General features: G+C 59.9%; 25 protein-coding genes and 1 pseudogene. 18 read left to right on the top strand and 8 right to left on the bottom strand.

The genetic code is table 11. From position 1 onward, the window contains the following. The first annotated feature begins 338 nt into the window (after positions 1 to 338). The 3 genes from ACP7BS_RS02975 to ACP7BS_RS02965 all read left to right on the top strand — a co-directional run bounded on the left by ACP7BS_RS02975 (position 339) and on the right by ACP7BS_RS02965 (position 3,588). Positions 339 to 1,337 (top strand): ABC transporter substrate-binding protein, encoded by a 999-nt coding sequence (locus tag ACP7BS_RS02975; RefSeq protein WP_426227942.1) that lies wholly within the window; start codon positions 339 to 341, stop codon positions 1,335 to 1,337. Between the two features lie 306 nt (positions 1,338 to 1,643). Further along, positions 1,644 to 2,552, top strand: a complete 909-nt coding sequence (locus ACP7BS_RS02970; RefSeq protein WP_426235991.1) for an ABC transporter permease — start codon at positions 1,644 to 1,646, stop codon at positions 2,550 to 2,552. Next, positions 2,545 to 3,588, top strand: coding sequence for a quaternary amine ABC transporter ATP-binding protein (locus ACP7BS_RS02965; protein WP_426227938.1), 1,044 nt, complete (start codon positions 2,545 to 2,547; stop codon positions 3,586 to 3,588). The genes ACP7BS_RS02970 and ACP7BS_RS02965 overlap by 8 nt, the downstream gene beginning before the upstream one ends. 12 nt (positions 3,589 to 3,600) lie before the next feature. On the opposite strand, the gene ACP7BS_RS02960 is transcribed toward ACP7BS_RS02965, so the two are convergent. After that, the gene (locus ACP7BS_RS02960; protein ID WP_426235989.1) at positions 3,601 to 4,872 is read right to left on the bottom strand and encodes an acyltransferase family protein; all 1,272 of its coding nucleotides are present in this window, start codon (positions 4,870 to 4,872) and stop codon (positions 3,601 to 3,603) included. 402 nt (positions 4,873 to 5,274) lie between these two features. Here ACP7BS_RS02960 and ACP7BS_RS02955 point away from each other — a divergent pair, with 402 nt between their 5' ends. Both ACP7BS_RS02955 and bmt read left to right on the top strand, forming a co-directional pair. Continuing rightward, positions 5,275 to 6,540 carry an O-antigen ligase family protein gene (locus tag ACP7BS_RS02955; RefSeq protein ID WP_426235987.1) on the top strand — a complete coding sequence of 422 codons (1,266 nt, stop codon included), beginning with the start codon at positions 5,275 to 5,277 and terminating at the stop codon, positions 6,538 to 6,540. An 80-nt stretch (positions 6,541 to 6,620) separates the two neighbouring features. Then, positions 6,621 to 7,640, top strand: a complete 1,020-nt coding sequence (gene bmt / locus ACP7BS_RS02950) for a betaine--homocysteine S-methyltransferase (protein WP_426228534.1) — start codon at positions 6,621 to 6,623, stop codon at positions 7,638 to 7,640. A 64-nt stretch (positions 7,641 to 7,704) separates the two neighbouring features. On the opposite strand, the gene ACP7BS_RS02945 is transcribed toward bmt, so the two are convergent. After that, positions 7,705 to 8,685, bottom strand: coding sequence for a hypothetical protein (locus ACP7BS_RS02945; RefSeq protein WP_426235985.1), 981 nt, complete (start codon positions 8,683 to 8,685; stop codon positions 7,705 to 7,707). 16 nt (positions 8,686 to 8,701) lie between these two features. Here ACP7BS_RS02945 and ACP7BS_RS02940 point away from each other — a divergent pair, with 16 nt between their 5' ends. Both ACP7BS_RS02940 and ACP7BS_RS02935 read left to right on the top strand, forming a co-directional pair. Next, complete coding sequence (locus ACP7BS_RS02940) at positions 8,702 to 8,881, top strand: hypothetical protein (protein ID WP_426235983.1); 180 nt, start codon at positions 8,702 to 8,704, stop codon at positions 8,879 to 8,881. Between the two features lie 28 nt (positions 8,882 to 8,909). Continuing rightward, positions 8,910 to 9,257: a hypothetical protein gene (locus ACP7BS_RS02935; protein WP_426235982.1), complete on the top strand. Its 348-nt coding sequence runs from the start codon at positions 8,910 to 8,912 to the stop codon at positions 9,255 to 9,257. Between the two features lie 92 nt (positions 9,258 to 9,349). Here ACP7BS_RS02935 and ACP7BS_RS02930 read toward each other — a convergent pair whose 3' ends face one another. From ACP7BS_RS02930 to ACP7BS_RS02910, 5 genes and pseudogenes are all read right to left on the bottom strand, one after another. Continuing rightward, positions 9,350 to 11,491 (bottom strand): vWA domain-containing protein, encoded by a 2,142-nt coding sequence (locus ACP7BS_RS02930; RefSeq protein ID WP_426235980.1) that lies wholly within the window; start codon positions 11,489 to 11,491, stop codon positions 9,350 to 9,352. Next, positions 11,491 to 12,012, bottom strand: a complete 522-nt coding sequence (locus tag ACP7BS_RS02925) for an RNA polymerase sigma factor (protein ID WP_426235978.1) — start codon at positions 12,010 to 12,012, stop codon at positions 11,491 to 11,493. Before ACP7BS_RS02925 ends, ACP7BS_RS02930 begins: the two co-directional genes overlap by 1 nt. Before the next feature lie 73 nt (positions 12,013 to 12,085). Beyond that, positions 12,086 to 12,841, bottom strand: a complete 756-nt coding sequence (locus ACP7BS_RS02920; RefSeq protein ID WP_426235977.1) for a phosphodiester glycosidase family protein — start codon at positions 12,839 to 12,841, stop codon at positions 12,086 to 12,088. Positions 12,842 to 12,905: 64 nt separating this feature from the next. Further along, positions 12,906 to 13,606: pseudogene (locus ACP7BS_RS02915) on the bottom strand (ferredoxin). Positions 13,607 to 13,713: 107 nt separating this feature from the next. Then, positions 13,714 to 15,285 carry a trimethylamine methyltransferase family protein gene (locus ACP7BS_RS02910; protein WP_426235975.1) on the bottom strand — a complete coding sequence of 524 codons (1,572 nt, stop codon included), beginning with the start codon at positions 15,283 to 15,285 and terminating at the stop codon, positions 13,714 to 13,716. Positions 15,286 to 15,654: 369 nt separating this feature from the next. Between ACP7BS_RS02910 and ACP7BS_RS02905 the strand changes: the two genes are divergently transcribed. Then, positions 15,655 to 16,353 (top strand): corrinoid protein, encoded by a 699-nt coding sequence (locus tag ACP7BS_RS02905; protein ID WP_426235973.1) that lies wholly within the window; start codon positions 15,655 to 15,657, stop codon positions 16,351 to 16,353. Between the two features lie 77 nt (positions 16,354 to 16,430). On the opposite strand, the gene ACP7BS_RS02900 is transcribed toward ACP7BS_RS02905, so the two are convergent. Then, the gene (locus ACP7BS_RS02900; RefSeq protein WP_060640439.1) at positions 16,431 to 16,589 is read right to left on the bottom strand and encodes a hypothetical protein; all 159 of its coding nucleotides are present in this window, start codon (positions 16,587 to 16,589) and stop codon (positions 16,431 to 16,433) included. Positions 16,590 to 16,645: 56 nt separating this feature from the next. Here ACP7BS_RS02900 and ACP7BS_RS02895 point away from each other — a divergent pair, with 56 nt between their 5' ends. The 10 genes from ACP7BS_RS02895 to ACP7BS_RS02850 all read left to right on the top strand — a co-directional run bounded on the left by ACP7BS_RS02895 (position 16,646) and on the right by ACP7BS_RS02850 (position 25,555). Next, complete coding sequence (locus ACP7BS_RS02895) at positions 16,646 to 17,245, top strand: DUF1638 domain-containing protein (RefSeq protein WP_426235971.1); 600 nt, start codon at positions 16,646 to 16,648, stop codon at positions 17,243 to 17,245. Positions 17,246 to 17,369: 124 nt separating this feature from the next. Continuing rightward, positions 17,370 to 18,014, top strand: a complete 645-nt coding sequence (locus ACP7BS_RS02890) for an exopolysaccharide biosynthesis protein (RefSeq protein WP_426235969.1) — start codon at positions 17,370 to 17,372, stop codon at positions 18,012 to 18,014. A 20-nt stretch (positions 18,015 to 18,034) separates the two neighbouring features. Beyond that, the gene (locus ACP7BS_RS02885; RefSeq protein ID WP_426235967.1) at positions 18,035 to 18,811 is read left to right on the top strand and encodes a formyl transferase; all 777 of its coding nucleotides are present in this window, start codon (positions 18,035 to 18,037) and stop codon (positions 18,809 to 18,811) included. A 112-nt stretch (positions 18,812 to 18,923) separates the two neighbouring features. After that, positions 18,924 to 19,226, top strand: coding sequence for a virulence factor (locus tag ACP7BS_RS02880; protein ID WP_426227912.1), 303 nt, complete (start codon positions 18,924 to 18,926; stop codon positions 19,224 to 19,226). Next, a complete protein-coding gene (locus ACP7BS_RS02875) occupies positions 19,219 to 19,797 on the top strand; it encodes a methylenetetrahydrofolate reductase C-terminal domain-containing protein (protein ID WP_426235965.1) in 579 nt (192 codons plus the stop codon). The genes ACP7BS_RS02880 and ACP7BS_RS02875 overlap by 8 nt, the downstream gene beginning before the upstream one ends. Positions 19,798 to 19,800: 3 nt before the next feature. Further along, on the top strand, positions 19,801 to 20,895 hold the full coding sequence (locus tag ACP7BS_RS02870) for a methylenetetrahydrofolate reductase (RefSeq protein WP_426235963.1): 1,095 nt from the start codon (positions 19,801 to 19,803) through the stop codon (positions 20,893 to 20,895). A gap of 93 nt (positions 20,896 to 20,988) precedes the next feature. Continuing rightward, positions 20,989 to 21,969 carry a methyltetrahydrofolate cobalamin methyltransferase gene (locus ACP7BS_RS02865; RefSeq protein ID WP_426235961.1) on the top strand — a complete coding sequence of 327 codons (981 nt, stop codon included), beginning with the start codon at positions 20,989 to 20,991 and terminating at the stop codon, positions 21,967 to 21,969. Positions 21,970 to 21,985: 16 nt separating this feature from the next. After that, the gene (locus ACP7BS_RS02860; RefSeq protein ID WP_426235959.1) at positions 21,986 to 22,324 is read left to right on the top strand and encodes a hypothetical protein; all 339 of its coding nucleotides are present in this window, start codon (positions 21,986 to 21,988) and stop codon (positions 22,322 to 22,324) included. A gap of 83 nt (positions 22,325 to 22,407) precedes the next feature. After that, on the top strand, positions 22,408 to 24,408 hold the full coding sequence (locus tag ACP7BS_RS02855) for an ASKHA domain-containing protein (protein WP_426236467.1): 2,001 nt from the start codon (positions 22,408 to 22,410) through the stop codon (positions 24,406 to 24,408). Between the two features lie 121 nt (positions 24,409 to 24,529). Further along, positions 24,530 to 25,555: a DNA topoisomerase IB gene (locus ACP7BS_RS02850; RefSeq protein ID WP_426235957.1), complete on the top strand. Its 1,026-nt coding sequence runs from the start codon at positions 24,530 to 24,532 to the stop codon at positions 25,553 to 25,555. Positions 25,556 to 25,561: the final 6 nt, after the last annotated feature.

Here is a 25,561-nt window from a genome sequence, read left to right as displayed (position 1 = left end):
ATTTGCACAAAAATCTTGCCCGGCTCATTAAAATTCAACAGCTTGCACGGACCTTTCAAGGGCGCGAAAATGCTGCCTGCGTGGCTTAAAGCGATTCCGGAGGTTGATTTCTCCTGTGGAATACTTACGCTGATCCTAACGGTAAAAGGAGAGATGGCTGGCGGCAGAGTTCCGCGGCCAGACAATAAAACTCCAACGCCGTCGCAGCGGGGATGAAAGATTGGCCTTGCCACAAGAGCCCCCCGGCCTGCTTCAACCTGAACGATCGGGTTTCCGGGAGATGCAGTATCCCGATGGACCCCACGATTTTGGCTGCATAAGACTGGGAGGTCTTAAACATGAAGAAGCTCCTCGCTTCCACAATTCTCGCCGCCGGCCTCTATGCGCTTGCCGGCTCCGCTCAAGCCGCCGAATGCGGCGAAGTCAGCATTGCAGAAATGAACTGGGCATCGGCCGGCGTCGCCGCGCATGTCGACAAATATATTCTTGAAAACGGCTATGGTTGCACGGTGACGCTTGTGACCGGCGACACCATGCCGACCTTCACTTCCATGAATGAAAAAGCCCAGCCGGACATGGCGCCCGAATTGTGGGTCAATGCCGTGCGCACCCCGCTTGATGCCGCCATCAAGGAAGGCCGCTTGATCGAAGCCGCGCCGCTGCTCAGCGAAGGCGGCGTCGAAGGCTGGTGGATTCCGAAATTCCTGGCTGACGCTCATCCTGACATCAAGACCGTTCAGGACGCACTGAAACATCCGGAACTGTTCCCGGCGCCGGAAGACGCTTCGAAGGCCGCCATCTTCAATTGTCCGTCGGGCTGGAACTGCCAGGTCTCGACTGCAAACCTCTACAAGGCCCTGAATGCCGAAAAAGAAGGCTTCGAACTGGTCGATACCGGGTCGGCAGCGGGCCTCGACGGCTCGATCTCCAACGCCTTTGAAAAGAAGTCGGGCTGGCTCGGCTACTACTGGGCGCCCACGGCTATCCTCGGCAAGTACCAGATGACGCGGCTAAGCTTCGGCGTCGAACATAGCAAGGCCGACTGGGACGCCTGCACGGCGGTTCCTGACTGCGCCGATCCGAAGGTCAACTCCTATCCGACGTCGGACGTCTACACGGTCGTGACCAAGGCCTTTTCCGAGAAGGCCGGCGTCGCCATGGACTATGTCAAGGTCCGCAAGTGGGACAATGGCACCGTCAACAAGGTACTCGCCTGGATGACCGACAACCAGGGCACCAACGAAGACGCTGCCAAGTACTTCCTGGAAACCTATCCCGACATGTGGACCAAGTGGGTGGCACCGGACGTGGCCGAAAAGGTCAAAGCAGCCCTCTAAGGGATTGTCCTGCGGCAGCGGCGCTGACGTCGCTGCCGGCTTTCGGTCAATCACACGGCACGTTGCCACAGCGCCGGAAGACAGGTGAACCCGATACCGGCGACACGAAATGCCGCCGGTATTTCCATCAAATACCAATATGAAAACGAAAATCGTCGCAAACGGCATAGTCGCTTGTGACGAAAAGCTGTCACATTTTCGACATGCCGGGGTTCGGAAGAAACCACCCAAGTCTGCGCGTAGCCCTTAACAAGGTCCTGATGACGCGGCCGGCACTATAAAACTTCCGGTTTAAAGGGGAACGACATGGCAATATGCAGTTACTTGCCAGATCTGCTTTGTAAATTTCCGGCAATCGACGATACGACGATACGAATGGCTCGCAAAAGCGTTGATGATGGCTTCAAGGCCCTCGTCCGCGAATATGTCAATATCATCGATGCTCTGGTCCAGCCGCTTCAGGTGTTTCTGAATTTTCTTGAAAAACTGTTCGTGAGCTCGCCTTGGATCGTTATCCTGGCCGTGATGGTTGCCATCGTCTACTATGGCAGCCGCGACATGCGCATCACCATCGGCACGATCCTCTCAATGGTGTTGATCGGCCTTGTCGGCCTGTGGAACGACACGATGGTGACCCTGGCCATGGTCACGGTCTGCACGTTCATCGCCATCATCGTCGGGCTGCCTATCGGTATCCTGATGGCCCGCTCCGAGCGCGCCCAGTCGATCATCAATCCGATACTCGACGTCATGCAGACGATGCCGAGTTTCGTCTATCTGATCCCTGTGGTGATGATCTTCGGTATCGGCAAGGTTCCGGGCCTGATCGCCGTCGTCATCTATGCCGTCCCGCCGATGATCCGCCTGACCAATTTGGGGATACGGCTGGTGGACAAGGAAGTGCTGGAAGCAGCCGACGCCTTCGGTTCTTCGTCCTGGCAACGGCTGAAAAATGTCCAGATGCCGCTGGCGCTGCCGACCATCATGGCCGGCATCAACCAGACCATCATGATGTCTCTCGCCATGGTCGTCGTCGCATCGATGGTCGGCGTCGGCGGTCTTGGCCGCAACGTGCTGCAGGCGATCAACAATCAGTTCTTCACCGTCGGCTTCTTCAATGGTTTCGCGCTTGTTGCGATCGCCATCATTTTTGACCGCACCAGCCAGGCCTATGGCAAGCGGCTGCAAAAGCACTCGGAGGTGATCCATGGCTAGTCACGCAATCGAGGTCAAGAACCTCTACAAGATCTTCGGACCACGCGGCCGCGACTTCGTCGATCAGGTCAAAACCGGGCTCGGCAAGACCGAACTCAATGAAAAGCACGGCCATGTGCTCGGCCTGCAGGACATCAACATCTCCATGCCGGCCGGCGGCGTCATGGTGGTCATGGGCCTGTCCGGCTCCGGCAAATCGACGCTGATCCGCCACATCAACCGTCTGATCGACCCGACGGCCGGCGAAGTGCTCTACGATGGCGTCGATGTCTGCAAGATGAACGAAAACGACCTGCGCGAATTCCGGCGCCACAAGACGGCGATGGTCTTTCAGAAGTTTGCGCTTCTGCCGCACCGGACGATCATCGAAAACACCGTCTACGGCCTGGAAATCCAGGGCGTGCCGATGGAGGAGAGCCGAAAGCGGGCGCAGGGCTGGATCGAACGCGTCGGCCTCAAGGGGTTTGAAAACCACTACCCCAACCAGCTCTCGGGCGGTATGCAGCAGCGTGTCGGGCTTGCCCGGGCGCTGACCAACGATGCCGATATCCTGTTGATGGACGAGGCCTATTCGGCGCTTGATCCGTTGATCCGCGTCGATATGCAGACGGTGCTACTCGACCTGCAGAAGGAGCTAAAGAAGACCGTGGTGTTCATCACCCACGATCTCGACGAAGCCCTTCGGCTCGGCGACAAAATCGCCATCCTGCGCGACGGCAAGGTGATCCAGCAGGGTACCGGCCAGGATATCGTGCTCAAACCGGCTGACGAATACATCACCGCCTTTGTCAAGGAAGTGAACCGCGGTCGCGTCATCAATGTCGAAACGATCATGAAACCGCTATCCGGCAACCCCGAAGGCGTGCCGGTCACGATCGGAACCGTGCTCGAAAGCGCTGCCCGGCTGATGACGATGGCCAATCAGAATATTGCCCATGTCGTCGATGCCAATGGCCGGCCGGTCGGCTCGCTCGACCTTCGCACGATCATTTCCGCCATGGTGACGCCGATCGGCCATGAACTGCAGGCAGCCTGATAACTGCCTTTCTCAGGAGGACAGGGCGGACAACCCGGCCTGTCCCGCCCCCGTCTTGCGAGGCTCGCCTCCCAATCTATCGGCAATTGTTTTCGACAGCCGGATGCCGGGCTTTTCGATCGCAAAATGAGCCACAAGTGCGGTCACGACAACGAGTGTGACCATCACAAGGGTCATGATCACGCCGAAAGCCGCCCCGCGCACGCCGAACCCGAAGAACTCCTCCTGTGCGATCGAGAACGGGCCGACAAAAGCTTGGCCCGTCAGTTTTTCGATGACGCTGGCGGCATTGATCATGCGGGCCTGGACGAAAATGTGCACCATGTAGATTCCGTAGGACAACGTCCCCAGCCACAGGAAAATCCGGTGGTTGAGAATGCGGCTGAGCGCACCGCCTTCGTAGCTAAACACGCAGATGGCCAGCGCAAACACAAAGGGCGCAAAAATGTTCAGCGGTCCCTTGCCGGCAAGCGCGACGAACCCAAGAATGGCACCCAGCGCGAGAAATTCGACGCATGTGGCAGCAACGGAGGTGCCGCGCGGCGTGGCCGCGCCAAGGTGGCGAGCGACCAGCCACGGCCCGAGGACGTGATAGAGCAGCGCACCGAGCGAAAAACCGTAGAGGCAACGGACAAGGCCAAGATGCCATGTCGTGTCTATGTGGTCCGGCGACCAGGCATAGATTGCCGCCATCCCGGCTGCGATCACCGGAATGAAGACAATCCAGTGGCGGCGGCCGAGCGACAGGACGGCGAGACCGAACAGAAGATAGGTCCAGACCTCCGCCGAAATGCTCCAGCTGGGACTGTTCCAGGTCAGGCGCACGTCCATCCCAATCCCGTTCAGAAGCAGCAGGCTGTTGATCAGCTCGCCGATGCTGTTGCCATCCGAAAAAGGCGGGGCGCCGTCGCCTCGCAGTGCCGGTACCGTCAGCCTGAGCAGTTCGAACGCGACGAAAACCGCAAGCACCGCCAGGTGCAGCGGATAAATGCGGCCAATGCGCACGATCGCGAACCGGAGATAGGCGGTACGGTTGGAAATACTGGAGCGGTAACGGTGGGCGATGACGAAACCGGACAGAACGAAAAAGTAATCGACGAACAGATAGGCGTTGCGGATCACAAGGCTTTCCGACAGCGGCCCGGACGCAGGAAAGTGCATCATTGCGACGAGCAGCGCGCAAATCCCCCGCCAGGAATCCAGCACCGCGAAGCGAACCCTGGCCGGGCTTCCGGTGCCGGTGGGATCGGAGACAGCATAGTTGCGGATTTCGGAACTGGTCATGATCCTGCTGGCTCCACCCACGGCGCAAAACATGCACGCCTAACGCGCATGCCGATGGAAAAAGCGTTATGCGACGCTCCCGAAATTTTGCGTTAACCGGACCGCTGAACAGGCAAAAATCCGGCAGATAGGTAAATGAATTCGGCAGACGGGACCGCCGCCAGCTCAACACCCGCCTGCCAAAGAACCGATCTTTACCACGATTTAACCCTGTCGAGGCACTGTGCAAAAAGGCACCCAAACCGCTGTCCCACGCGCGTCGCGCCACAAGAACGGGTCGCTCCGGAATGGGATGGACGGCAATGACCGCCAACGTCTTCGCCGCCAGTTACGGACACCGCCTTGCGAAACGTAGACACCAGAATGTTCATATCGCGGCCGGCGCCCGAAGGGGTTGCGACGATGAGGCGCGCCGCAACGACATTGCTGTCGGCGTTCGGCCTGTTCGTCATGATCTTCACCCTCAATCCCTTCATGGGAGATGTGGTGTCCGAGGGCGACGTTGGAACGACGGCGAATGTGGTCAACCAGATCGGCTATCTCGGGCTGGGCGCGCTGTTCATCTTCGCCATGCTGGCCTCCGTTGCTCCCCGCACATTGATAAAGCTGGTCTCACCCAGCTGGCTGATCATTTTTGCCATCGCCTATTTCTCCTGTCTGCAGTCCTACGATCCGACGGCGTCGGCACGCGGCTTGACGCTTAGCCTTGTCGCCATGCTCATGGTCGCTGGCGTTCTGGTGTTGCCGCGCAGCGAGAAGGACTTTGTCGAGGCCTGTGCCAATGCCGTGCTGCTGCTGCTCATCATCAATTATGCTGCCCTCGTGCTGTTGCCCGAAAGGGCGATCCATCAGGCCTCTGCCCTGGAGTCATGGCACGCCGGCTACTGGCGCGGCCATCTCTCGCACAAGAATGTGTCGGCCCCGGTTTTTTCGGTGCTCGCCATGTTCGGCATCTACTGTATTCGCTCCGGCGCGCGCATGCGCGGATGGGCCATCACGCTGCTTGCCGTCATCTTCGTTCTTCATACCGGCTCGAAGACGACCATCGGCTTCCTGCCGCTGGCGATCGGCATCGTGCTGTGCGGCAGCGCCATCCGCAGTTCCGGCGCCATCGTCATCGTGCACCTGTGTTTCGCGGTGCTCGTCACCTGCCTCACCGTCGGCACGATCTATTCCCCCAGCCTGCTTGCGATGACCGCAGCCGTGCTGGATGATCCGACCTTCACCGGCCGCGATGCGATCTGGCAATTTGCATCAGACAGCATCGCCGCGCATCCCTGGTTTGGACATGGCTATGCCAGCTTTTGGCAATCGCCGGTCATTCGCGGCATGGAGGCCAATTTCGAAGCAGATTGGGACGTGCGCGGTATCGTATCGGCCCACAACACCTTTCTCGACGCGCTGCTGACGTTCGGGATTCCGGGCGGCATGGTGATCATCCTGCTTCTCTTCGTCAAACCGCTCATCGACTATATCCGCGCCGCCCGGCGCAGCGGCAGGCGGAATTTCTCCGAGTTCTGCATGATGGTCATCATCTTCATGACCTATAACGGCATGATGGAGTCCTTCATCCTCAACCGAGCCGATCCGCAGTGGATGCTTCTGGCACTGGCGGTTTTCGGACTGAACATGGCGGCACACTGCAACTTGCGGCGCAATGCGGACTGAGAACATCAGGTACAGCGCACTTGCAATCATATAAGGATATCTTTATATGATTGGAAAACCCGATGAGATCAGGATTCCCCATGACCGTGCACGCCAATCCACTTTCCGACCTGCTCGCCGAAAAGGGCGTACTGCTCGCAGATGGTGCGACAGGCACCTCGTTGTTTGCAATGGGACTGGAAGCGGGCGAAGCGCCGGAGCTCTGGAACGAAGCCAAGCCTGAAAACATCACCAAGCTGCATCAGGATTTCGTCGATGCAGGCGCCGACATCATCCTGACCAATTCGTTCGGCGGCACACGTCATCGCCTGAAACTGCATCAGGCGCAGGATCGCGTTTACGATCTCAACAAGCGCGCCGCCGAAATCGCCCGTGCCGTTGCCGACAAGGCTCCCCGCAAGGTGATCACGGCAGGCTCCGTCGGTCCGACCGGCGAATTGCTGATCCCGCTGGGCGCCATGAGCTATGAGGATGCGGTCGAGGCATTTGTCGAGCAGATCGAGGGCCTGAAGGCCGGCGGCGCCGAAGTCGCCTGGATCGAGACGATGTCCGCAACGGACGAAATCCGCGCTGCAGCGGAAGCAGCCGTCAAGGTCGGGCTGCCCTATGTCTATACCGGCTCGTTCGACACGGCCGGCAAGACGATGATGGGCCTGCATCCGAAAGATATGTTTGCCGTCGCCCAGGACATCGGCAGCGGCCCGGTCGCAACCGGGGCCAATTGCGGCGTCGGTGCTTCTGACATCCTGTCATCACTGCTCGACATGACGGACGCCAATCCAGAGGCAAACATCATCATCAAGGGCAATTGCGGCATTCCGGAATTCCGTGGTTCGGAAATCTACTATTCCGGCACACCGCCGTTGATGGCCGACTATGCCCGTCTTGCCCGAGACGCCGGCGCCAAGATCATCGGCGGCTGCTGCGGCACATCCTGCGAGCATCTGGCCGCGATGCGCGTAGCGCTCGACACCTATGTACCGGGTGAACGGCCGACCGTCGAAGCCATCGTCGAGCGTATCGGCCCGATGCGCAACAAGACCGCCAATGAAGGCCCATCCGCCCCGGCGCGTGAACGCGGCAACCGCCGCCGCGGCTGAGCGGAACATCTTCTGTCAAAATCGAAGGGCCTGAAAATCAAATGGCTTTCACGCCCTTCTTATTTCAGGCTGCGGCAGCCGCCTGGAAGAAACGGATGTAGCCGTCCTTCAAGCCCGGCTGAATGCAATCCGTCATCAACAACGCCAGATGGAAGATCGTTTCGATCTCCCGCTCCTGCTCGATCATTTCGGCCAGATAAACCACCACCTCATCATACTCTGCAGCCTTGGTCCGCACACTCTGCAGAAATTCCGCCATGGCGAGCCGGCCGTTCATCAGCAGCACATCGCCGCGTTCAACTGGCGCCAGTCGTAGCGAGGGACGAAGCGTGAAAACGTGCACGTCCAAAAACCGCAAAAGGGCAGCATATTTTTCGCTGTCCGCAGGAAGGCCTGCTTTCACGTAAAGATTGCTGGAGGCGTCCGCAATCCCTTTTCCCGTCGCCCAGATGCCGAGATCGTACCGGTAGATCAGCGACGGATCATGGAGAATTCTGCCGGCGGTGATCAATGCAAAGGTCAGGCTCCAGTCGCAATAGCCGCCCTTGGTCGGGTGAGCCTGCGTGAAGAACCGCAGCAACGGCACGAAAGCGCTGGTCCGGTAAATGCTGTAGAAAATGCTGTTATTGCCCATCACCTTGCGGGAAAATTCCTGCAAACGCTCGGCCGGTGACAACGCATCGATCGCAAAACACTCCGTCTGGCAAACCCCAGTCTCCGCCGTCCAGATCTGCGTGTGCGGACGAACACCAATAACGTCACCTGGCAGCGAGGAAAGATCGACCGGCGTTTCGCCCGCGTTGAAATGGATCTGATCGTCATCGCCCATCGGCAGCAGGAACGGCGTGTCAGCGAGTGACATGGCTTCCAGCCAATTGCCGGACGCATCCTCGCTCGGCGAAGAATGATAGAGCAGATTGGGCGAACGGTTTTGAAGAAACGCGCGCTTTTCCGAATCGCGGGAATTGTCGGACACGATCAGCCGCGCGCCGGTTTTCTCGGCATAGACAAGCGCACTCTCGATCGCACTAAGCGACTGCGTCAACGGCCGGTTGCTGGGCATGCAGATCGAAAGCTGGGCCATACTGGGTACCATTCGAAAAATGTCTGAACATCCAATCTGCGCCATCGCCGACCATGACATTCGAATATTCTCCATTACCACCGCCAAGGCTGCGCCAGCCTTGCGGGCCGAATCCAGTTTTGCCCCAGCCTCGGCCGATAATCCTCCGTTCGAATGATCCGTCGTGACACAAAGAAAGCCTAGAGATGAACTGTACACCCACCCCGTTTTCCGCCCGTGATTCCGTTGCCGAAAAGCTGACGGCGCTTGGCGAAAGCGAACAAGCCTACCTGTTGCTGACGATTCAAAATGCCGCGCAGGACGAGAATCTGATCGAAGGCCTGTATCGCCAGCTCGACCTTGCCTCTGCAGCAAAACTGTTGAATTCCCTCAAGCTTGAAAAGCTCGGAGCGTGGCTGGGCGCAAATGCCCCTGCCCGGCTACAAATACGTCTGATGGAAGCGGCCAAATCCAGCCAGCATGCCGCCTATCAGGCATTTCGCGTCGGGCTCGTTCGTTCGGGCGGCCTGGAAAAGGCTTATCCGAAGGCTTGAATGCGCAACCGGCGTGCCTGCGGCCGTGGGCAGATGGGCAAACGCCCTCCGTTGCACCGGAGAGCGTCTGGTTACACGTCAGAACAAGTGCATCATTCTCCGCTAAGGCTTTTGGCGAGCCGTACCAGATTGAGGAACTCTGCCCGGTAGCCATAGCCATCCTCGCCCTTTGCGCCAGACGCAAGGTCAAGGATTGAGCCATAGGAATAGGCGGACACGGCATCCGTTCCCCGCAACTTCTGGCCAAAAGCCGCAACGGCGACGGAGAACCGGATATCCTGTCCGGCCTGTTCAAGTGAGGTCACGGCATTGGCTTGCGTCACTGGGGTGGTGATCAACTGGCTCGTATCGCTATCCGGCTTTTTATAGCGGATCTTCAGAAACGCCAGCTCCGGGGATGACTTGACATCGACCTCCTCTGCCGGGGCAGCGGCACCATAGCGCAGATCGTCATTGAGAACCGCCGGGCTTCCCTTCGGCGTGATCTCATAGATCGCGGTGACCCGGTGGCCGGAGCCGATATCGCCGGCATCGACCTTGTCATTGTTGAAATCCTCGCGGTTCAACGCACGGGTTTCGTAACCGATCAAGCGATACTCGGCGATTTGCTGCGGATTGAATTCCACCTGAAATTTCACGTCCTTGGCAATCGGAAAGAGCGACGATCCTGCCTCCTCGACCAGCGTTTTCTGCGCTTCGGCCAGTGTGTCGATATAGGCAGCGGTGCCATTGCCGTTCTGCGCCAGCGTCTGCATCAGCGCATCGTTGTAATTGCCACGGCCAAAGCCGAGCACCGACAGGAAAATGCCGCTTTTGCGCTCGGCCTCGATCGTTGCCTTCAATTCGTCATCACTGGACGGGCCGACATTGAAATCGCCGTCGGTGGCCAGCATGATCCGGTTGACGCCGCCTTTGACGAAAGCCTGCTGCGCCAGATTGTAAGCGGCCTCCAGCCCCTGCACCCCCGCTGTCGAGCCGCCCGGCTGCAGCGTATCGATCGCGTTCAGGATTTTCGCCTTGTCCTTGATGGCTGTCGGTTCCAGCACCGTACCGGCATTGCCGGCATAGGTGACGATGGAGACGCTATCTTCAGGCTTCAGCTTCTCGACCAGAAGCCGGAAGGCACTTTTCAGAAGCGGCAGCTTGTCCGGCTCGTCCATGGAACCGGACACGTCAATCAGGAACACCAGGTTGGCGCGCGGTGCCACCGCCGGGGCAACATCATATCCCCTGATCCCGACATGCATCAGCCGCGTGTTGGCATTCCACGGCGTCGGCAGCACGGTAACCGTCGCCTTGAACGGCGTGTCCTTGCCGTCCGGACCCGGCCAGTCATACGGGAAATAGTTGATCATCTCCTCGACCCGGACGCTGTCGGGATCCGGCATTTCCCCCGCCATCAGCGATTTACGCACGAAGGAATAGGATGCCGTATCGACATCCGCCGAAAATGTAGAGACAGGATCGGTGGCGACGGACTTGACCGGATTGGTATCGGCCGAGCTAAAACGGTCGCGGTTTTCTTCCGGTTGCGCAAGGGTATCGACAGGGGCGGGGGACGGAGATGGCATGGCGAGGCGTTCGCTGATCATCCCTTGCTCAATAGCAGGTGCCGCCGCCATGGCTCCTTGAACTTGCGGTGCCATTTCCGGTTGGGCGACGGCATCTGCCTGTTCAGCTGATGAAGCGGCAGCAGTTCCAGAGGCAACCCTTTTTGCGCTTCCCCCCTGCGTATCCTGGCCGTTCAAAAGCGCCGCGGTTTCGTCGGCAGAATAGCCGCCTGGCTGTTTTTTCTGCTGCGGCTCTGGGCGCACCAGCTGACGGTCCTGCAAAGCCATTTCCGCATGAGGTTTTTGCGCTTCACTGTCCAAACTTGCAGGCGCATCGGCCTGTTCCGTTTTCGCCACCTTGTTATCAGTCACTATACCCGTCGACTTAACCGTATCCACCGGCAAGCCCTGCCGCGTCAGCTCCAGCGTGAGAAAGGCGGCGGCGGGCACCACCAAAAGCGTGGCGAGTGCCGAACCTGCGAGAAATTTTCTGTTCATGAAGGGGCTCCATAGCCTGTTGAATATGGAGCTTTGACGCCGGTCACCGGCGGTTCCTTGGGTGGCGTCGGAATTATTTTCAGATGCATCGAAAGCCTGCATTGCCAGCGACAGGGCGCGTGCGCGCGCAGCCGGTGAAGGCGCCGGCGGGGTCATCTGACCAAGATTTTTCAGATCGTCGTTCATCACATCGTCTCCCTGCCGAGCAGGATTTTCAACCGTTTGCGGGCTTCATGTACATGCCAGGACACCGTTGCCTCCGAACATCCCATCACATCGGCGGCGGCGGCATGGGACAGGCCTTCCCCGTAAACCAGCAGGACGGCATCGCTCTGTTTATCGGGCAATCGCCGCACGGCCTCCCATAAAGCCTCGGCCTGAGCGTGATTGTCGTTTGCCGCTGCGCTGGTCGGGTCGGCCAGAAAGTTTGCGGCGTTGCGTCTTTCCCGTGATTGACTGCGCTGATGATCGCGCGCGGCATTCAAGGTCAGCGTGTAGAGCCAGGTGCGAAAACGGCTGGCACCGCGAAACGCCCGGATCGCCAGCCCCAGCTTCAGGCATACCGTCTGGGCGATATCCTCGGCATCGCCCACATTGCCGGACCAGCGCCAGGCAACGGCATGGACGAAATCATAATGCTTTTCGACGAGCAGGCCGAAGGCGTCTCGATCGCCCTTCTGTGCCCGTTCGATAAGATCCTCGTCCAAATCACCCGCCCGGATTTGATGCAACTGGTACTGAGACGTTCGGTCCTGGCCGATCCTTGGGTCGGGATCGAAATTATTTTGACGATCCTGGAATTTTCCGTGTCACCGCAATGATCGGCCCCATCGGATGCGTATTGTCATAACGCGCCAAAGCCGGAGCAAACAGGCTGGAGATCGATCCATCGAGAAAGAGCGCGTTGGTGCAACCCAGCCGGTCGCGAAACAGGGTCGCAAAATCGTGGAAGCGCACCGGCTCCAGCGCGACGGCAAAAACCGCCATGCCCTGCCGATCGACGCCGACACCATTGCGAATCTGTAGGCTATCGCTTTTCGGGAGGAAGGCCGGATGCACAGCACCGTCGATCACCAGCATCGGCCCGGATTGCGTGGCGAAATCCGGCTTGATCGCTGCATCGACATAGGCTTCGGTCTCAAGGACACCGGCGCGGCCGCCCTGCAGAAAGAAGACACCATTGGGCTTCAGGTAGAAATTACCCCAGCTGTGGCCGCGGTCGAGGGTCTTGCGCTCGACGCCATCGGTGACCAGCAGGCCGACCGAGGTCAGATCGCGCTCGTACATGCCGCCGTTCATGGCGAATTCCAGATATTCGCCCTCCTGCCGCAAATCCCGCAGGAGAGGTTCAAAGCCGCCATACGGTTGCCCATCGCGGCCACGATGAAAAATGCCGATATCACTGGCGGCAGGATCGAAACTGCAGACCGCATAGCGTTGCGTCAGATGCGTCACCTCACGGCAGGCAGCCTCTGATTCCTCTGCGGACAGAAACGATGCGGTCATGGCCAACCCGATGCTTAAAGAACGAAACATATCCACCTCATTTCACACGCGTCCGACCCTGTCGCGCGACAACAGCAAAATGGAGGCAGGAGTTCTATAAACCCAGGGAAGCCATATGGAAATGCAGCTGCTCCATCGGGTACCGATACCCGGCCCCGGCAGGGCAGACATTGCGGGCGATACATCCCCCAGCCATGCAGCCGCCCTGCCCCTCCGCTGTCTTGAGATAGGCCCGGCACGGAGTGATTTGAAATCCGGAAGGCAAAACAGCCTGCGCCGGACAGCTGGTAAGACAGGGCTTGCTGGGACAGTGATCGCAGGGATGTAGATGATTGGGGCTCGCCGCCGGTGGAAAAGCCTGCGCGAAACCCAGCGCGCCGCGATATCCGTGCCAAAGACCATACTGCGGATGAATGAGAATGCCGAGCGGTGACGCTTTCAAGCCCTCCGCCCGCATCGCCCATTGCTGGAACGGCTGCCAGGGCGGATCCGAGGGGAAATAGGCGGTGGCGCCAAAAGCGCCCGCGACCGGTTGGATCACGGCTTTAGACCAGGCATCGAGCGGATGTTCGCCACCGCGGTCGGGCAAGGAATTGCGCCAGCGCTCGAACGCCGTCCAGATCGAGCCGCCGGCATTTCCCAGCAGCACGACACTGCGGGCCGCCTGCCCGTCGTTCAAGACAGGCGCCGTTTCGCCATCGGCAAGCTGACGACACCGCGTAAAAAAACTCCGTGCGGCGCAAGCGCTGCACGGAGTTCGTTCAAAACATCGTTGGATGTCACGGGACCGGTCATTTCGGTTTCGGCCCCTGCCTGTCGTAATGTGGGCGCCAGACTTCCTTCTGGATGAAATCTGCTACTTGCGCCGCTCCGCCTTGCTCCCTGGCTTGTTCGGGCTCTCTTCAAGTGAAGGCGTCGGGCATCGAATTCTTCTTCTTGGCGATGAAATCGAGCAGCGCTTCATCGATCGCGGCATCCAGCGGCGGCCGTTCGTAATGTTCCAGCCAGCTGCGGGCCAGCGCATTGGCGCGCTGCTCAACGCGCTTCTCGCCCTCGATTTCCCACTGTTCGAAGGAATTGTTATCGGCCAGCGCCGAACGGTAGAATGCCGTCTGGAAATTGGCCTGGGTATGGGCGCAGCCGAGATAATGGCTGCCCGGTCCAACTTCGCGGATAGCATCGAGTGCCTGCGCATTTTCGGAGAGATCGATGCCTTCAGCCATCTTCTGCATCATGCCGAGCTGGTCCTGATCGATCATGAACTTTTCATAGGACGAGACCAGTCCACCCTCAAGCCATCCGGCGGCGTGCAGCACGAAGTTCGTACCCGCAAGCAGTGTCATGTTCAACGTGTTGGCCGATTCGTGGGCGGCCTGCGCATCGGGAACCTTCGATCCACAAAGCGAGCCACCGGTGCGGAACGGCAGGCCGAGACGGCGGGCGAGCTGGGCCGCACCATAAGACACCAGCGACGGCTCTGGCGTGCCGAAGGTCGGCGCGCCCGACTGCATCGAGATCGATGCCGCGAACGTGCCGAACAGCACCGGTGCGCCCGGCCTGATCAGCTGGGTGAAGGCGGCACCGGCCAGCACTTCGGCCAGAATCTGCGTCAGCGTACCCGCGACCGTCACCGGGCTCATGGCGCCGGAGAGGATGAACGGTGAAACGACGCAGGCCTGGTTGTGGCGGGCATAGACCTTCAGGGCACCGACCATGGTCTCGTCGAAAACCATCGGCGAGTTGGCGTTGATCAGGTTGAGGGTGACGCAATTGTTTTCGACGAAGTCATCGCCAAACACCAGCTTGGCCATGGCGATCGTGTCTTCGGCGCGTTCCGGTGCCGTCACCGAGCCCATGAACGGCTTGTCGGAATATTTGATATGGCTGTAGACCATGTCGAGATGGCGCTTGTTGACCGGAACATCGACCGGCTCGCAGACGGTACCGCCCGACGAATGCATCGACGGCGCCATATAGGCGAGTTTTACGAAATTGCGAAAATCCTCGATCGTCGCGTAGCGGCGCTGGCCTTCGAGGTCGCGAACGAAGGGAGGTCCATAAACCGGTGCAAACACCGTGGCCTTGCCGCCGATCTGGACGTTGCGCTCAGGATTGCGCGCATGCCAGGTGAAGGTGGACGGCGCCGTCTTCAAGAGTTCCCGGCACAGACCTTTGGGAAAATGTACCCGCTGTCCGCGAACGTCGGCTCCGGCTTGCTTCCAAAGCGCCAGCGCCTCTTCGTCGTCGCGGAACTCGATGCCGATTTCCTCGAGAATGAGATCGGCATTGGCTTCGATCAGTGCCAGGCCTTCCTCGTCGAGCACCTCGTATTCGCGGATCTTGCGGGTGATATAGGGAAGCGACGGCGGAGCGCCACCACCGGTACGCGAAGCACGACGGGCTGCGGCACCCCGGCCCTCGCCGCGCGAGCGGCGTCCGCCGGTTTCTTCCGTTTGCTCGGTCACATCTACCATTTTGTTATCCTCTCCCGCGCCTTGTCTGCGCACATGTCGGGCCTATGCTACCAAGCCCCAGAATCCGAACGGTTCTCAATGCGCCAACGGGTGGCGCAACTCGAACACGATAGCGGCAAGACCTGCTCGGCACGTCTCTGACCAGGACTGTTTGAATTGCCGATATCACATTTTTCATCGGTCAAATCCGGCGATACACGGTTTTTATCGGATGTGGCCACATGCGGTCTGCCAGCGATCGAAGCGCCGTCGTTTTTCATCGCATGCGACGTCGCTTTCGAAAAGAGCTTTTGGAACCAACAAAGCTAAGTATAGTAGCTGCGTCGGCGAGGTTTGAGCCTGACAGCGCCAGGAACCGAGGAAACCCACATGGCAGACGACGAAATCATTCTCGAGGATCTTTCCGACGACGAGCTCGTGCAGCAGATGCATGACGATCTCTACGACGGCATGAAGGAAGAGATTGAGGATGCGACCCAAATCCTGCTGAAGCGCGGCTGGGCGCCCTATGATGTTCTCACCCAGGCGCTGGTCGAAGGCATGCGGATCGTCGGCGTCGATTTCCGCGATGGCATTCTGTTTGTTCCTGAAGTTCTTCTATCGGCCAACGCCATGAAGGCCGGCATGTTCATCCTGCGTCCACTGCTCGCCGCCACCGGCGCACCGAAGCAGGGCAAGGTGGTCATCGGTACCGTCAAAGGCGATATCCATGACATCGGCAAGAACCTTGTCGGCATGATGATGGAAGGTGCCGGCTTCGACGTCATCGATCTGGGGATCAACAACCCGGTCGAGAACTATCTCGACGCCATCGAGCGCGAAAAGCCCGATATCCTCGGCATGTCAGCCCTTTTGACCACGACCATGCCTTACATGAAGGTGGTGATCGATACGATGAAGGAAAAGGGCATGCGTGACGATTATGTCGTCCTGGTCGGCGGGGCGCCGCTGAACGAGGAATTCGGCAGGGCTGTCGGTGCCGATGCCTATTGCCGCGACGCGGCAGTGGCCGTGGAAACGGCAAAGGAATTCATGAAGCGCAAGCACAACCAGATGGCCGGCGCCTGATCAAGCGCATTTGAGCATGCAAAAACCGGCCGAGCTAATGAAAAGCGCGGCCGGTTTTCTTATATCTTGTCCAGCCTTTAGTTGGCAGCGCGATCAACCTTGCGGCCGGCATCCTGGGTCGCATCCACGGTGTTGGCGGCATCAGCGCCCATGCCGCGAATGGTATTGCCGCACGAAGCAAGCGTGGTGACGGAAAAGAGTACGAGACCGATCGTGGCGATTGTCTTTGCTGTCATGGGTCGGGTTCCTTATTGTGACAGATAACGTTGGCGTGGAAGAAAGATCTTCAGCTATGCAACGCACGAAAGCGGAAAAAGTTCACGTCATCGCTTGCGGCGCCATTGCCCGCGAAATTCTCGCCGTCTGCGAGGCCAACAAGCTCGATCATATCGACCTCAGCTGTCTTCCCGCCATCTGGCACAACACCCCCGACAAGATCACGCCCGGCATAAAGAATGCCATCGACAAGGCCCGCGCCAAAGGCTTTGGCCGCATCTTCGTTGCCTATGCCGATTGCGGCACCGGCGGCCTGCTTGACAGGCTCTGCGAGGAGGAAAAGGTCGAGCGCATTGCCGGTCCGCACTGTTTTTCCTTCTTCGCCGGCAATGCCGCTTTCGAGGCCGGATGGGACGAGGATTTCACGTCGTTCTTCCTGACGGATTTTCTTGCCCGCCAATTCGAGGCCTTCGTCGTCGAACCGCTCGGTCTCGACCGCCACCCGGAGCTGCGCGACATGTATTTCGGCCACTACAAGAAACTCATCTACCTCTCGCAGGTCGAAGACGAAAAACTGCAGGAAAAAGCCCGCAAAGCCGCAGCCACGTTGGGGCTGACCTACGAATACCGTTTCACCGGTTACGGCGACCTGACGCCAGCACTTCTGCACGCCTGATTGCCCCGGAAACCATCTGTTAGCCTTGCTCTCAATTTTGCACCAAGCACCGCATTTGATTTAAGTGCATCGTAACTGCCTGCCGCCAAACTCGCCCGAACAAACACAATAAAAGGTGACGGGGATGACGGACATTTTCGCAACGGACCTATCGGCAAGGACTGCGGCACACAGCCATCACCCGCAGCAGCTGTCCCAGCTCCTGCGCAATCTCTCGCTCAATGCCGGACCGAAAATCACCCTGCGCGATCTCGCCGTTGCCATGGAAGACCGCTCCTTCGGCGCCTTCCTCGTCGTGTTTGCCCTTCCCAACCTCATCCCGCTGCCACCGGGCGCCACCTTCATCCTCGGCCTGCCGTTGATTTTTATCGCCTGGCAGATGTTTGCCTCGCGCCGCACCGGCATCTGGCTGCCGAAGCGCATGGGCGACTATGCCTTCGACAACACGACATTCTTCGTTTTCGTCAACCGTATCTCGCCCTGGCTGCAGCGCGCCGAAACCCTGATCAAGCCGCGCGGCTGGTTTCTCGGCAGCCGGTTTGCCGAACGGTTGATCGGCCTGCTGGCGCTCATTCTGGCCGTGGTGATCTTCCTGCCCATTCCCTTCGGCAACTGGCTGCCCGCCTTTGCGCTTGCCGTCATCGGCTTTGCCCATACGGAGCGGGACGGCCTTGGTCTGGTTGCAGGCGCCCTGATCGGCATCGTTTCGCTGGCCGTCGCAGCCACCGTCATCCTTGCCGCCGGCGCAGTCCTGGCCTTCATCATTTAAGACGGACGGTAATCGCCGGCATGACTTCCGCAGCCAACCCACAGATCGTCATCGTCACTGCCGGCGGGCGCAATCCGCAGATCCTGATCAATGCCTTGGCTAGCCGCTTTGGCAGTGTCACGGTTTTGCTGGAACAGCCGGAATCGAAGAAACTCTTTCTCAAGCGCCGTATACGCAAACTCGGGCTTATCACGGCTGCCGGCCAGTTCGCCACGATGGTGGCCTCGAAATTCGGCAAGCGCTTTACCAAGAAGCGCACGGCAGACATTCTGCGCCAATACGACGTCGATGACCGCGAAAATCCGGCCATTCCTGTGATCGCAGTCGGCTCCGTCAACACGCCTGAAGCAATCGAGCAGATCCGCGCCAAAAATCCGGCGGTCGTGTTCCTTGTCAGCTGCCGCATGCTGTCCGCATCGACGCTGTCAGCCATGCCCTGCCCGGTCATCAACTTCCATGCCGGCATCAATCCGCAGTATCGCGGCCTGATGGGCGGATACTGGGCGCGCGTGGAAAACGACGAAGCCAATTTCGGCGCCACGGTGCACCTGGTCGATACAGGCGTCGATACCGGCGACATACTGTATCAGTCCCGCATGACGCCGTCGAAAAGCGACACGATGCACACTTATCCGCTGCTGCAGACCGCAGCGTCCACGGACATTGCCATCCGTACCGTCGAGGATGCGCTGTCTGGCAATCTCAAGCCCCTGCCGGCAAAAGGCAATTCGCGTCAATGGTACCATCCGCCGATCTGGACATGGCTCTGGAATGGCGTGACGCGCGGCATCTGGTAGTTATATCATCAACATTGAGGACAAGTCGCTTTTGAGCATGACGCGCGTCGTGCCAAGGTGAGCCATGACGTGGCAAGATGCGCATTGTCGGGCAAGAGGAGAATTCGGGCATATGGCAGATCGCATTATCGTTTACTGGCGCGATATTCCGGCGCAAGTCATCATCAAGCAGGGCCGCAAGACCGCCAAGCGCGAGCTGACCCTGCGCTTTACCGAAGCGATCGACATGTGCGCCATGCGCACGGGCGCTGCCGACAGCGGCGACTATCTGGCCGAATGGCGCAAGGCCGACCCGACCCCGGTCTCCGACGATCTCGAGATCGAGGCTGACAAGGCCGCCGCCGAACTGGAAGCAGCCTACGACAAGGAGCGGCTGGTTGCCCTGGTCAAATCCGGCGGCAAAGACAATGGCTGACGCAAAACCCGGCAATGCCGCGCCCGCCAAGAAGGCCGCCACCGGCGCCTATACGCCGGCCAGTGTTTCGCCCAACCGCCGTTCGCGCCGCAGCTACACGATTCGTCTCTGGGCCGTGCGCCACTCGCGGTTCCTCGAATGGTTCTACCACCGTTTCGCCGACGTCTTCCTGCTGCTTCATCCGCTGTGGAAGGCGATCGGCTACAGCCGCGTTGAAGCGCCGGTCACCTTCATCGAACGCAATGTCAAAGGCCTTCTGTTCGACTGTCGCATGTGCGGCCAGTGCGCTCTGTCATCGACCGGCATGTCCTGCCCGATGAATTGCCCCAAGCAGTTGCGCAACGGCCCCTGCGGCGGCGTGCGTGCCAACGGCAATTGCGAAGTCGAACCGGATATGCCCTGCGTCTGGGTCAAGGCCTGGGAAGGCTCGCGCAACATGGTGAGGGGGGATGCGATCCTGAACGTGCAGAAACCCGTCAACCAGTCGCTGCGCGAAACCTCATCCTGGCTGCGTGTCACCGCACAGGCCGCCGAAGCCCGCGAAGCCGCTGCCGCTGCAAAGGACGCCTGAGCCATGGCCCATATCGACGAAAACCCGCTGGGCCGCCATCTTCCGCTCGATCCCCTGCCCGGCCATTCCTCACGCGGCCGCCTGGAGCGCGTTTTGCGCCGCGGCGAATTTGCTGTTACTGCGGAACTCAATCCGCCCGACAGCGCCAATCCGGAAGACGTCTATGAGCGCGCCGCGATCTTTGAAGGCTGGGTCGATGGCATCAATGCCGTCGATGCGTCCGGCGCCAACTGCCATATGTCGTCGGTCGGCATCTGCGCGCTTCTGACACGCATGGGCTATGCGCCGATCATGCAGATCGCCTGCCGCGACAAGAACCGCATCGCCATCCAGGGCGACGTTCTGGGTGCCGCCGCCATGGGCGTAGCCAATATCATGTGCCTCACCGGCGACGGCGTCCAGGCCGGCGACCAGCCCGGCGCCAAGCCGGTCTTCGACCTCGACTGCATGTCGCTGCTGGAAACGGTGCGCGTCATGCGCGACAATTCGAAGTTTCTGTCCGGCCGCAAGCTGACGACGCCGCCGCAGGTCTTTCTCGGCGCGGCGATCAACCCGTTCGCACCACCCTATGATTTCCGGCCCCACCGGCTCGGCAAGAAGATCGAGGCAGGCGCCCAGTTCGTCCAGAGCCAGTACTGTTTCGACGTGCCGATGTTCCGCGACTACATGAACAAGGTGCGCGATCTCGGCTTCGATGAAAAATGCTTCATCCTCGTCGGCGTCGGGCCGCTCGCTTCGGCAAAGACCGCCAACTGGATCCGCAACAATGTGCCCGGCATCCATATCCCGGACGCGATCATCAAGCGGCTGGAAGGCGCGCAGGATCAGAAGAAGGAAGGCAAGCAGCTCTGCATCGACATCATCGACGAGGTGAAGGAGATCAAGGGCGTTTCCGGCGTGCATGTCATGGCCTACCGGCAGGAAGAATTTGTTGCCGAGATCGTCCATGAATCCGGCGTCCTCAAGGGACGCACGCCGTGGACCCGCGAAGCCAATCCCGGCGATGGCCGCGTTGCCGAACGGCTCGATGCGATCCGCGACGGCAAGCAGGAAAACCAAGAGGAAATGGCCGACGTCGCGGCGCACCGCCAGCATTGAACACCAGACACCTGTGGCCGGCCGTCAGGCCATGCCTTTGACAAACCATCCCGGCGCCGATCAAGCAGCGCTCCCCGACCCGAAGGATCAGACATGACCCGCACCATCGTTGCTTCCGCCACCCGCGAAATCATTATCGGCTTCGACCAGCCCTTCTGCGTCATCGGTGAACGCATCAACCCGACCGGCCGCAAGAAGCTGGCCGCCGAGATGATCGTCGGCAATTTCGACACGGTGATCAAGGACGCGCTGGAGCAGGTGGCAGCGGGCGCCACCATGCTCGACGTCAATGCCGGCGTCACCTCCGTCAACCCGAACGAAACCGAGCCGGGCCTGCTGGTGCGTACGCTCGAAATCGTCCAGGGCCTGGTCGATGTGCCGCTGTCGATCGACAGTTCGGTCACCGCCGCCATCGAAGCTGCGCTGAAAGTTGCCAAGGGCCGGCCGCTGATCAACTCGGTCACAGGCGAGGAAGAAAAGCTCGAAGCCATCCTGCCGCTCTGCAAGAAATACGACGTCCCGGTTGTTGCCATCTCCAACGACGAGACCGGCATTTCGATGGATCCGGACGTTCGTTTCGCAGTTGCGAAGAAAATTGTCGAACGCGCCATGGATTATGGTATCAAGCCGCACGACATCGTGGTCGATCCGCTGGTCATGCCGATCGGTGCTCTCGGCGATGCGGGCCGCCAGGTCTTTGCGCTGCTCTACCGTCTGCGCAACGAACTCAAGGTCAACACCACCTGCGGCCTGTCGAACATCTCGTTCGGCCTGCCGCATCGCCACGGCATCAATGCCGGCTTCATCCCCATGGTTATCGGTGCGGGCATGACGTCGGCGATCATGAACCCCTGCCGTCCGCAGGAAATGGAAGCCGTTCGCGCGGCCAACGTCTTGAACGGGACCGACCAGAATTGCGGTTCCTGGATCATGACCTATCGCGATCACAATCCGGCAGGTGGCCATGCGGCCCCGGCCGCAGCAGCTCCCGGCGCCTCCAGTGGCCGCCGTGGCGGCCGTGCTGGACGCGCCGGACCCCGGGCGGAAGAACCGGCCGACGCAAAGGCGGAATAACCGCCAGAAAAGAGACATGATGTTTTTCAGTGCCGATCTTCTCGACGAATTCGCCAGCCTGTGGTTCCAGGCGCCGATGGTCATATCCACGCGCCTGCAGGATTTTGCCCTCTCCGGCGGATCGGCTGGCGGCGCTGCCGAAGTCAGCCGCATGATCACCGAAAAGCTCTCGGCTGCCACCGAAAGCGTCATGGCCGTGAATGCGGCGATGGTGAACGAAGGCATGATCGCCGCCACCGCGCTCATCACCGGCACGTGCGCTGGCCTTACCGGCGCATCCGACCGGGTTGCCGTCGCAGCGCTGAAACCATATGGCAGCCGTGTCCGCGCCAATGCGCGGCGGCTCAGCGAATAGGCCAAACTACGTAGGCCAAATTACATAGGAATGAACTGACCGTGTCCGCCCAGGAAAACAAAAGCGATCCCCTCGTCCTGTTCATGCCATCCGGCAAACGCGGCCGTTTCCCCGTCGGCACGCCGGTGCTGGATGCGGCGCGCTCGCTTGGCGTCTATGTCGAAAGCGTCTGCGGCGGCCGGGCGACCTGTGGCCGCTGCCAGGTCTCCGTTCAGGAAGGCAATTTCGCCAAGCACAAGATCGTCTCCTCGCTCGACCACATCTCCGGCAAGGGGCCGAAGGAAGAGCGCTACGAGAGCATTCGCGGCCTGCCGGACGGCCGCCGCCTGTCCTGCTCGTCGCAGATCCTCGGCGACCTCGTCATCGACGTGCCGCAGGATACGGTCATCAATGCGCAGGTGGTGCGCAAGGCGGCGACCGACCGGGTGATCGAGCGCAATGCCGCCGTGCAACTCTGCTATGTCGAGGTTGATGAGCCCGACATGCACAAGCCGCTCGGCGATCTCGACCGGCTGAAGGTCATGCTGGAAAAGGACTGGGGCTGGAAGGATCTGCTGATCGCGCCGCACCTGATCCCGCAGATTCAGGGTATCCTGCGCAAGGGTAACTGGGGCGTCACCGCCGCCATCCATCGCGACATGGACAGCTCACGCCCGTTCATCGTCGGCCTCTGGCCGGGCCTGAAGAACGAAGCCTATGGTATCGCCTGCGACATCGGCTCGACGACCATCGCCATGCATCTGGTTTCGCTGCTCTCCGGCCGCATCGTTGGATCTACCGGAACCTCCAACCCGCAGATCCGATTCGGCGAAGACCTGATGAGCCGCGTCTCCTACGTGATGATGAACCCGGATGGCCGGGAAGCCATGACCAAGGCTGTTCGTGAAGCCATCAATGTCCTGATCGGCAAGGTCTGCGCCGAGGGCGAGGTCGATCGCCACGATATTCTCGACATGGTGTTTGTCGGCAATCCGATCATGCACCACCTGTTTCTCGGCATCGACCCGACCGAACTTGGCCAGGCGCCGTTCGCGCTCGCCGTCTCGGGCGCGCTGCAATACTGGGCGCATGAGATCGACATCGACGTCAATCGCGGCGCCCGTCTCTACATGCTGCCCTGCATTGCCGGTCATGTCGGCGCCGATGCTGCAGGCGCAACATTGGCCGAAGGGCCCTATCGCCAGGACAGGATGATGCTTCTGGTCGATGTCGGCACCAATGCCGAAATCGTGCTCGGCAACAAGGACCGCGTCGTCGCAGCCTCCTCGCCGACCGGCCCGGCCTTCGAAGGTGCGGAAATTTCATCCGGTCAAAGGGCGGCCCCCGGCGCCATCGAGCGCGTCCGCATCGACCCGGAAACACTGGAGCCTAAATTCCGCATCATTGGCGTCGACAAATGGTCTGATGAAGAGGGTTTTGCCGAGGAAGCCACAGCCGTCGGCATCACCGGCATCTGCGGCTCGGCGATCATCGAGGTCGTCGCCGAGATGTATCTCTGCGGCATCATTTCCGAAGACGGCGTCGTCGATGGCGGGATGGCGGCTAAAAGTCCGCGCATCCTGCAGAACGGCCGTACCTTTTCCTATCTGCTGCACGATGGCGACCAGCGCATCACCGTGACGCAGAACGACGTGCGTGCCATTCAGCTGGCCAAGGCGGCCCTCTATGCCGGTATCAAGCTTTTGATGGAAAAGCTTGAGATAGAGCATGTCGATACGATCCGCTTTGCCGGTGCGTTTGGCTCCTTCATCGATCCGAAATACGCCATGGTGCTGGGCCTCATTCCGGACTGCGATCTCTCCGAGGTCAAGGCCGTCGGCAATGCGGCGGGAACCGGCGCGCTGATGGCGCTGCTCAACCGCGGCCACCGCCGCGAGATCGAGCAAACCGTCAGCAAAATCGAGAAGATAGAGACGGCACTTGAATCAAAATTTCAGGAGCATTTCGTCTATGCGATGGCGCTTCCCAACAAGGTCGATACCTTCCCGAAGCTGTCTGCAGCGGTTACGCTGCCGGAGCGCAAGGTGCTGACCGACGATGGTGGCGAAGGCGGCGGCAGGCGCAGGCGGCGCAGCCGAGAATAGCGGCTTGAAATTGCTGCCGCGATTGCTTCAACGCGCGGGAACCAAATGACCGCGGCGGCGTTTTTGCGTCACTGTGGATCAGATGCTCACTCAAACGCCCAAAAACTCCTCGCACAGCGCCATGCAGAAGGCGGCAGCAGAACTCGTCTATCTGTCCAATCTGGAAAGCGGCATCAGCCGCAAGCCGGGCAAGCGCGGCTTCCATTATTATGATGCCGATGGCAAGCGCGTCACCGATCGGACCGAGCTAGACCGGATTGCAACGCTCGCCATCCCGCCCGCCTATACCGATGTGCTGATCTCGCCCAATCCCAACTCGCATCTGCAGGCAACAGGCCGGGATGCGCGCGGGCGCAAGCAATATCGCTATCATCCCGAATGGTCGGCCGAACGCGGTAAAAGCAAATTTGCGCAACTCCCGGAATTCGCCGCGCGGCTGCCGAAAATCCGCGAAAAGGTCGACGCCGACCTGCGCTTGCGAAAGCCCGGCATGGGCAAGGCGCTCGCGACGATCGTCTGGCTGCTCGACAATCTCTACATCCGAGTCGGCAATGCAACCTATGCCGAGGAGAACGGCTCCTATGGGCTGACGACGCTGCGCAATCGTCATGCAAAGATCGAAGGCTCCAGCGTCCACTTCAACTTCAAAGGTAAATCCGGCAAGGAGTGGCGTCTCACTCACCGCGACCCGCGCATCACCAAGGCAATCCGAATGTTGCAGGAGTTGCCCGGCCAGCAGCTGTTTCAATATCTCGACGAGGATGGCCGGCGCCATGCGATCCGCTCGCAGGATGTGAATGCCTATATCCGCGAGGCCTCCGGTGCCGATTTCTCGTCACGGCAGTTCCGAACATGGGGCGCCACCCGGATGGCGGCAAAGGCTTTGGCGGCAATCGAGCCGGGTCAGAGCCAGCGGCAACTGAAGCGGCAAATCAATGATGTGGTGGACAGCGTTGCGGCGCGGCTGGTCAACACCCGCGCAGTCTGCCGCTCATCCTATATTCATCCGAAAGTTCTTGAGGATTTTGAGAGTGGTGTGCTCGCAGGCCTGATGAAAATGCGGCCGAGCCGCAGCGAAGCGCTGACGCGCTGGATGGATGATGATGAAATCAGGGTGCAGCGCTGGCTGAAGAAAGGCGGCACCTGACGCCGC

It is taken from the genome of Pararhizobium sp. DWP1-1-3 (assembly GCF_049896125.1).
Lineage (GTDB): Bacteria > Pseudomonadota > Alphaproteobacteria > Rhizobiales > Rhizobiaceae > Pararhizobium.
Note: the sequence above shows the minus strand (reverse complement) of the source record. Positions and strands in the feature narration are given on the sequence as shown.